The sequence below is a fragment of the Bradyrhizobium sp. Unk1 genome (assembly GCF_059512345.1).
In genome coordinates this window covers 22,487-28,888 of the sequence record NZ_JCAMOP010000069.1, presented here as the reverse complement: position 1 = coordinate 28,888, position 6,402 = coordinate 22,487, and the positions used below count along the sequence as shown (strand labels likewise).

Sequence of the window (6,402 nt, the reverse complement as noted above, 5' to 3'; positions counted from 1 at the left end):
GTACGAAAGCCAATATCGGAAGCTGATCGCTCCTGCAGAGGGCGCCGAACGGGAATGCGCTCTGCAACTGCCACGATGCTGAAACTGTCGAGAGCGGCGACGGAACACGCGTACGGATTTCAAGACACATGGAGCTGGGAATCAAGGAGGAACGAGCATCCGGAGTCCTACGTTGTCTCGCATTGATGTTGCCAATAGGAGGAAACGATGGAAACGGAAAGGCGTGAAACAGGAACGCTGATCGGTAGCGATAAGGTCGAAGGCACGGCGGTCTACGGCACCGATAGCCAAAAGATCGGCTCGATCGAACGCGTCATGATCGACAAGGTCAGCGGCCGCGTCTCGTATGCGGTTCTCGGCTTCGGTGGCTTCCTAGGGATCGGAGACGATCACTATCCGCTGCCGTGGCAATCACTAAAATACGATACGGGTCTCGGCGGCTATCGGACCAATCTCACCGCAGAAAGGCTGCAGGGAGCCCCGAAATACGGCAATGACAACGATTGGAATTGGGAAGACCCGGGACGGGCAAAGGTTGTGAACGATTACTATTCTGGGTTCTGAACCGAGCGGCCCGAGTTTGCTCAGGTGCCGTTACGGTTGCGGGGCCCGGACTCCTAGGCACTCCGGCCCCCCGCTCGTCGGATTGCTGAGCGTCGACGAATGACTGCGAAGATGAATCTGGCTTCGGAGAGCGATTTCGCCGGAACGACAGCCGGCGCTGCCGGTTAAATCTCATAGCTCAGGGAAAAAGCTCAGGGAAATCGACGTTTGAAATTCGGCCTCGGCTCTCCACTATGGAGGTCGGGGCCCATTTCCGTTGAGCCGGTCGGCCTTCGGAGCTGCAAACGGAGTTCGGGGGATGGAGCTCACGGACCTAGAGCGGGATTTTCTGCGGAGTCTCCAGGACGGGCCATGGATCAGTCCGCCGATGTTCGACCACGAGCTTGTCGCGCGGATCGTCGAGCTCGGCCTGGTGGAGAGCGAACCGTTGCAGTCGGAAGAGATCGAATATCGGATCACCGATGCCGGGCGGGCGGCGCTCAGCTGAGCGACGGCCCTATTCTTCCTTAAGCGCCGACTTGACCTGAGCAGCCGGCCAGCTTTCGCGCTCGGGCGATAAGCGCACCTTGACGCCGCCGCCGACCAGCACGTGCGAACAGAGATCGTCCTCGGCCGACGCGACAGAGATCTTCATCTCAGGCTTCCGGTTCAGCGTAAGATCGAGATCGCCCGGGAAGATCCGCCAGCGCGAGCCGTCGTCGAGCTCGACGATGTGGCTTGTGAAATGCGATCCGATCTTCATTGGCGGTAGCGTTGCCCACACTCCTGTCCGGCCGGAGCCTGGGCATTCGAGTTGTTCGGGTTTTGCTTGTCAAAGCGAGCGCCGCAAGGCGGAGGCCGCTCGCCCTGTGAAGCTCGACTACCTACTGAGCGAATGAGCGAGCAAGAAACGCAGCATCTCCCTCGTCGCGTCGGGCCCGCGCGGATCGGCGTAGGATCCGGCGGGACTGCCTCCGGACCAGGCGTGGCCGGCACTGTGGATATTCCAATGCTCGGAGATCGCACGCCCCCCCGCGTCATTCAAGATCGTGCGGGTATATGCGTGGCCGTCCGGAACTTGTCCGCGAAGCACCTTCGCTTTCAAGCCTGCTGCGTTGGCGCAATGCTCGACGATCTGGGTGCCGTTCCTCGGATGTACCGTGGTGTCGCCATCGCCATGAAAAACGATGGTAGGCACAGGACGCTTGCCAGCCGAAATCGGCTTGGATTCGCCTCCCTGCCGCATGGCGGCGAACGCGGACGGAAGATCACTGGCGGCCCCACAGGCGAGACCGGAATGAACGCCAACCGCCGCGTACACGTCTGGATACGTTGCCCCCATGATGGCGGCCGCGGCCCCGCCCGCTGATAGTCCGGCGACGTAGACGCGTTTCGGATCGATTCCATAGTCGCGCATGATCTGGCGGGTGATGCCGGCGATCAGGGATGGCTCGCCACCGCCACGGCGCTGGTCGCCCGTGCGAAACCAGTTCCAGCACTTGGACTGGTTGGCGCCGCTCGGCTGCTCAGGATAGACAACGAAGCAATTCCGCTCTTCCGCCAGGAAGTTCATCCGCGTCCCCGCGGCAAAATCATCGGGCGACTGGGTGCAGCCGTGAAGCATGACGATCAGAGGAAGCTCTCGTCCCTCGGATCGGCTCGGGATGAACAGCTTGTAGGTCCGGCTTCCGGCCGCGCTGCCGAAGGTGCCCGCGATGAACCGCGTGCCCTCGGGCGCAATGTCCGCTGGGGACGGCGGGGCGCGCCTAATCGGACTTCCGATCCCGGAAAAATCCCGCATGCCGTCGAGCGCTGAGGTGCGCTTACGTCTCTGACCGTAGCGGGCCTGCGCGGCCTGCGGGCGTACACTCTCCTCGGTGACGTTCGCCTTGACGTCAATGGACGGCGGCCCAAGAAACGGAGGCGGAGCCTGGGAGGCGCCGCGGGACGTCGGTCCGGGAGCGCTATGGCCCTGAAGCATGCGTTGCAGGAGCGCGGTGGCCTCGACCAATCGGCCTGAACGCGTGAGGCGGGTGGCTTCGCGGACCGTGTCTTGATTCAGCATCGTTTCACCTCATTCTGTCGGCGAGAGCGGCCTTGACCGCGGGAGTGGCATGAAGCGCCCCCAGCACCGAAACCGAAGCAATGGCGACGCGGGCCAGCTCGGGCGTGACGTCTTGAGCGATGGTCGCGAGGCCCAGCACGTTGATGTGCAGCATCTCGCCAGTGCGCCGCGCCGCTTCGAGATCCGCGCGCGTGTAATTCCGGAGGCCGAGATCCAAGCCTTGACGGGCGGTAGATTGCTTGACCACGTCGGCGTGACGCTCGAGCTGATTGCGGATCGCCGTCCGGATGAAATCCGTGCGGTTCGAATAGAACCCATCCTTCACCATCAAATCGACGTGGCCCAGGTCGACGAAACCGAGATTGATGGTGATCTTTTCAGTTTCCGGAGACTTCGGCCTCAGTTCTTGAACATTCGAGGGCATCTGCTTCGCCATCCTATTGCCATCTAGCTGGATGGTATATGGATGGTACTGCGTTCCATACAAGAGGGGCGCTTGACGGAACTTTGGGAGAAAGTGCCGGGCTTGTCTGCTGCTGCGAAGGCAATCGAAACGGTCGAGCAGAAGGCAGGGCAAGATGCCTGCGGCCTTTGCAGGATGATCGCGCTCGTTTACTCCGGCCCCGGCATGGAGGCCGACGAAACTACTTCCGCTTGATTGTACGAGTCTCAGCCGTAGCAGCCCCTCGGAAGGCGCAAAAAACTTTGGCTCGACGAGGCTAACCGCCGAGGAAGGGCGGATTGCCTGGGCTTGTGCACGGTTAAGTGGAACAGGTGGACAGTCCTTCGCCATGCCGATTCTGAATCCCTGTCCCGTGCTAACCGGCCGGAACGACCGAGGGGGCGGAAGGATTCGTCCGGGCAGGAGCGACGCCATGCTGATGACGAAACAGAAACGCCCGGCGATCCGAACGCTGCGAGGCTGGGCGCTCGCCGTATTGCAAGAGGCCGGCGCAATCCAAGAATGCGAAGAGCACGGCTGGGCGCAGGATCGCGCCGATCCTCATGCCCGAGAATGCGCCTTCGATATTGCGAGGCAGGATCCACCGCCCCGCATCTCGCCGAAAGCGGCGGTTGCCGCAGTCGCGACTGTTCTTGAAGGCATAGGCGATACCTGCCCGGAATGCGACTAAGCGGCCTGCTCCGCCTCCACCGAGACGCCCTCGTCGCGCTTTTTGTTAATGAGGTTCAAAAGCCGGGCTGCCGCCCGAGCGTCGCTGATCGACACGGTCACCGTCTCCCGAGATCCGTCGCGCCTCGGTGGCGTAACGGTGGAGATATCAGGCCGGTTAAACGCCCTGTTGGGCGAAAAAGCTTTCCCAAACCAGGTCAAAGGGGTGTGGGGAAAGATGGTAGCGGGAGACCGCTACAGCGCCAGACCCACTATTTCGGGAGTCCTGTTTTCATACCGAAGGGCAGCCTAACTAAAGATGCGGACCCGCGGTAGTTCGTCAAAAGCCGCCGTTTGTACGCAATGCCTCGCCGGCGAGAAATGATCCGCGAGCAGGTTCAAATCTTGGAGGCGCAACACCCGATTATTGCGATTGATTGAACAGGAGATTCCTAAGCTTGCTGTATAACTGATTCCGACCGGGCCGCTGATTAAGAGTCCTGAAGATCAGCAGGTCTTTCAATAAGGTGACTGCAAACCAGGGGGATGAAGGCGCTTTGATACCATTGAGGTATTACCGGGCAAGCAAACCGGGATCATAGGGCCCAATAGGCCTGACGGCATCCGGTTGAGACTGCTCAGAAGTTAGGCGCCAAGCCGCCGGAATGGCGGATAACTACATCGATCTTGAGCGCAGAGATTTTTGTGAGCCTATTAAAGAGGTCGCCCTGATTCGACTGGAAGGCGCGACAAATGGAATATCTCTACATCGGCTACCTACTTCACGGTGTGGCCCGCGTCGTTGCTGAGAGCCGCAAGCTGTTCGTCACCGTGCGCAGGCGACGACCAAGGTCCAAGCGTAACGCGCACACATGATTCGATGCCGCCCACGAACAGCGGCGCGTCGTTTGTCAATCCCGAAATCGCACTTATCTCGACTTGAAGGCCCTCAACCGTGTAGGGATCAGCGGCCGCGGGTGGATCGCCGCCCAGATAGTCCCTGCCGACGAGCGTGCCGCAATCGAGCGGCACCTGGCGCAGATCGACCTAATCCAGGGTTCGTTGAGGGAGGTCGAGGCGGATATCGCGCGTGAAGCGATGTCCGATCCGGTCATTCGGCGGCTGATGACGCTCCCGGGTGTGGATTTGACGGTGGCTTCGGGCGTGGCCGCGGCCGTCGGCGACATTCGGCGCTTTGCCGATCCGACCAGGCTGGTGAGCTACCTGGGGCTAAACCCGAGCGTAAGGCAGTCTGGCGAGGGTTCCGCCTACCATGGCAGGAGGCCAAGCTCGCGGAATGCTCGTCGAAGCAGCATGGGCTGTAGCCCGTGCCTCACCCAGAATGTTACTGGACAACTTCTCGCCGATGATTGGGTCGGTGCCATCGAATTGGTTCGGTGGCGTCTATGGCGGGAAAGATCAGCATGGGCGCGCGGCGCGAGGTAGTGTCGGCGGTAACGGAGCGTTACCGGTCGGCCAAACGAGCGGAGAAGGGACGGATCCTCGACGAGCTGTGCGCGACGACGGGCTGCCATCGCAAGCATGCGGTGCGCGCGCTCCGGCGACGCGAGACGGTTGGACCGGCGAGGTCGAGGCAACAAGAAAGCGAAGACGCAGATATTCATTGAACGTGCGGATCGGGACGTCGCGCCGGATTGCCGACTAGAATCCGGCACGGCGCCGCCTGCCGCCGCTCGCCGCGATCTTCACATCGACGAGCAGACGATCGATGGTAGCCGCGCTGATGGCCAGAACACGATCACTGCCCGACTGGCCAAGCTGCAATCGGCCATGTTGCTCAAGGGCAGGCAGCAAGGTCGGGATCATCACCTTGAGCCGCTTGCCGCACACCCGATCCGACGCCTCCCACACAGCGCGTCCTTGATCGTCGCGCCAGTGCAACGGCTGCTGAGGGCGCTCAGACGGAGGGCTGCCGAACGGTTGGTCGCCCAGGGCCCGCTCGACAGCCCCTCTCGTCGAGCAAGGCGGGAAAGCCATCTGACGCGACCGATTAGTCGACATCGGATCGTCATCGGCAATGGCGCCATCAGGGTAACATTCGTAGATGCGGCAATGCGGGGGGTCAATATTGCAGACGATGAAAGGATCGGATCTCCTGTTGTTTGCGGGTCCGATCCTTCACCGCCGCCTCCCGCGCACGGATCAAGTCCCGCATAGCTTCATGCGCTGCGTCCGGAGTCCAGATCTCCGTCAGTTCGCCGGCACGGAACAAGCGGGCAAGCTTCTCGGCATCCCGGCGGTTTGTTTTGATCCGATCACCGGGCTTGTGTGGAATCAGCGACGGGGCAATGACAGCACATTCATGGCCAAGTGTTTCGATCTCTCGCTTCAGCCCATATCCCGTCGGCCCAGCCTCATAGCAAAATCTCAAACGTAAACCTGGCCGTGCGAGCTTGCGGACGAGCCGTCCTACCGACGCGTTGTCAGAGGATATTTCACCCAGATAGCGAACCTCGCCGTTGCGCCCGCTCTCGGCAACCGCAACTGCATGTCGATCTTTGGAAACATCCAAACCTACGAAAAGGGCGTTATTGTCTTCCACGGTTCGTCCTCCTGGCGTGAGGATAGGCTCCTTGAGCAACCCTCGTTCAACACCGCCAGTGTAGGGCGAACCACCCACCGCCGGCATTACAGAAGGGAAATACGGTCTTACGCTCAGGCA

At 61.1% G+C, this 6,402-nt stretch carries 9 protein-coding genes and 1 pseudogene; 5 read left to right on the top strand and 5 right to left on the bottom strand.

Going from position 1 to position 6,402, the window contains the following annotated elements; all coding sequences use genetic code 11:
• The first annotated feature begins 207 nt into the window (after nt 1-207).
• Entirely contained in the window at nt 208-564 is a 357-nt protein-coding gene (locus AC5ZFO_RS44410) for a PRC-barrel domain-containing protein (protein WP_282525857.1), read from the top strand.
• Between the two features lie 496 nt (nt 565-1,060).
• On the opposite strand, the gene AC5ZFO_RS44405 is transcribed toward AC5ZFO_RS44410, so the two are convergent.
• The 3 genes from AC5ZFO_RS44405 to AC5ZFO_RS44395 all read right to left on the bottom strand — a co-directional run bounded on the left by AC5ZFO_RS44405 (nt 1,061) and on the right by AC5ZFO_RS44395 (nt 3,032).
• Nucleotides 1,061-1,306, bottom strand: coding sequence for a hypothetical protein (locus tag AC5ZFO_RS44405; protein WP_282525858.1), 246 nt, complete (start codon nt 1,304-1,306; stop codon nt 1,061-1,063).
• Between the two features lie 117 nt (nt 1,307-1,423).
• Nucleotides 1,424-2,608, bottom strand: a complete 1,185-nt coding sequence (locus AC5ZFO_RS44400) for an extracellular catalytic domain type 1 short-chain-length polyhydroxyalkanoate depolymerase (RefSeq protein WP_282525859.1) — start codon at nt 2,606-2,608, stop codon at nt 1,424-1,426.
• A gap of 4 nt (nt 2,609-2,612) precedes the next feature.
• The gene (locus AC5ZFO_RS44395) at nt 2,613-3,032 is read right to left on the bottom strand and encodes a CopG family transcriptional regulator (RefSeq protein WP_282525864.1); all 420 of its coding nucleotides are present in this window, start codon (nt 3,030-3,032) and stop codon (nt 2,613-2,615) included.
• A gap of 72 nt (nt 3,033-3,104) precedes the next feature.
• Between AC5ZFO_RS44395 and AC5ZFO_RS44390 the strand changes: the two genes are divergently transcribed.
• The 4 genes from AC5ZFO_RS44390 (at nt 3,105) to AC5ZFO_RS44375 (ending at nt 5,347) form a co-directional block, all read left to right on the top strand.
• The gene (locus AC5ZFO_RS44390) at nt 3,105-3,266 is read left to right on the top strand and encodes a hypothetical protein (protein ID WP_282525860.1); all 162 of its coding nucleotides are present in this window, start codon (nt 3,105-3,107) and stop codon (nt 3,264-3,266) included.
• A gap of 217 nt (nt 3,267-3,483) precedes the next feature.
• The gene (locus tag AC5ZFO_RS44385) at nt 3,484-3,741 is read left to right on the top strand and encodes a hypothetical protein (RefSeq protein ID WP_282525861.1); all 258 of its coding nucleotides are present in this window, start codon (nt 3,484-3,486) and stop codon (nt 3,739-3,741) included.
• A gap of 1,076 nt (nt 3,742-4,817) precedes the next feature.
• The gene (locus AC5ZFO_RS44380) at nt 4,818-5,165 is read left to right on the top strand and encodes an IS110 family transposase (RefSeq protein WP_496123826.1); all 348 of its coding nucleotides are present in this window, start codon (nt 4,818-4,820) and stop codon (nt 5,163-5,165) included.
• Entirely contained in the window at nt 5,126-5,347 is a 222-nt protein-coding gene (locus tag AC5ZFO_RS44375; RefSeq protein ID WP_496123827.1) for a hypothetical protein, read from the top strand. The genes AC5ZFO_RS44380 and AC5ZFO_RS44375 overlap by 40 nt, the downstream gene beginning before the upstream one ends.
• A gap of 34 nt (nt 5,348-5,381) precedes the next feature.
• Here the strand turns inward: AC5ZFO_RS44375 and AC5ZFO_RS44370 are convergent, their stop codons facing one another.
• The gene (locus tag AC5ZFO_RS44370; RefSeq protein ID WP_282525862.1) at nt 5,382-5,591 is read right to left on the bottom strand and encodes a hypothetical protein; all 210 of its coding nucleotides are present in this window, start codon (nt 5,589-5,591) and stop codon (nt 5,382-5,384) included.
• Nucleotides 5,592-5,820: 229 nt separating this feature from the next.
• A pseudogene (locus tag AC5ZFO_RS44365) lies at nt 5,821-6,282 on the bottom strand (IS110 family transposase); the annotation flags it as partial.
• Nucleotides 6,283-6,402 lie beyond the last annotated feature (120 nt).

Excerpts from the sequence above, each read along its gene's own strand:
- AC5ZFO_RS44410 (WP_282525857.1), top strand. The coding sequence starts at position 208 with ATGGAAACGGAAAGGCGTGAAACAGGAACGCTGATCGGTAGCGATAAG.
- AC5ZFO_RS44380 (WP_496123826.1), top strand. The coding sequence starts at position 4,818 with ATGTCCGATCCGGTCATTCGGCGGCTGATGACGCTCCCGGGTGTGGAT.
- AC5ZFO_RS44375 (WP_496123827.1), top strand. The coding sequence starts at position 5,126 with ATGGCGGGAAAGATCAGCATGGGCGCGCGGCGCGAGGTAGTGTCGGCG.
- AC5ZFO_RS44385 (WP_282525861.1), top strand. The coding sequence starts at position 3,484 with ATGCTGATGACGAAACAGAAACGCCCGGCGATCCGAACGCTGCGAGGC.
- AC5ZFO_RS44395 (WP_282525864.1), bottom strand. The coding sequence starts at position 3,032 with ATGCCCTCGAATGTTCAAGAACTGAGGCCGAAGTCTCCGGAAACTGAA.
- AC5ZFO_RS44405 (WP_282525858.1), bottom strand. The coding sequence starts at position 1,306 with ATGAAGATCGGATCGCATTTCACAAGCCACATCGTCGAGCTCGACGAC.
- AC5ZFO_RS44400 (WP_282525859.1), bottom strand. The coding sequence starts at position 2,608 with ATGCTGAATCAAGACACGGTCCGCGAAGCCACCCGCCTCACGCGTTCA.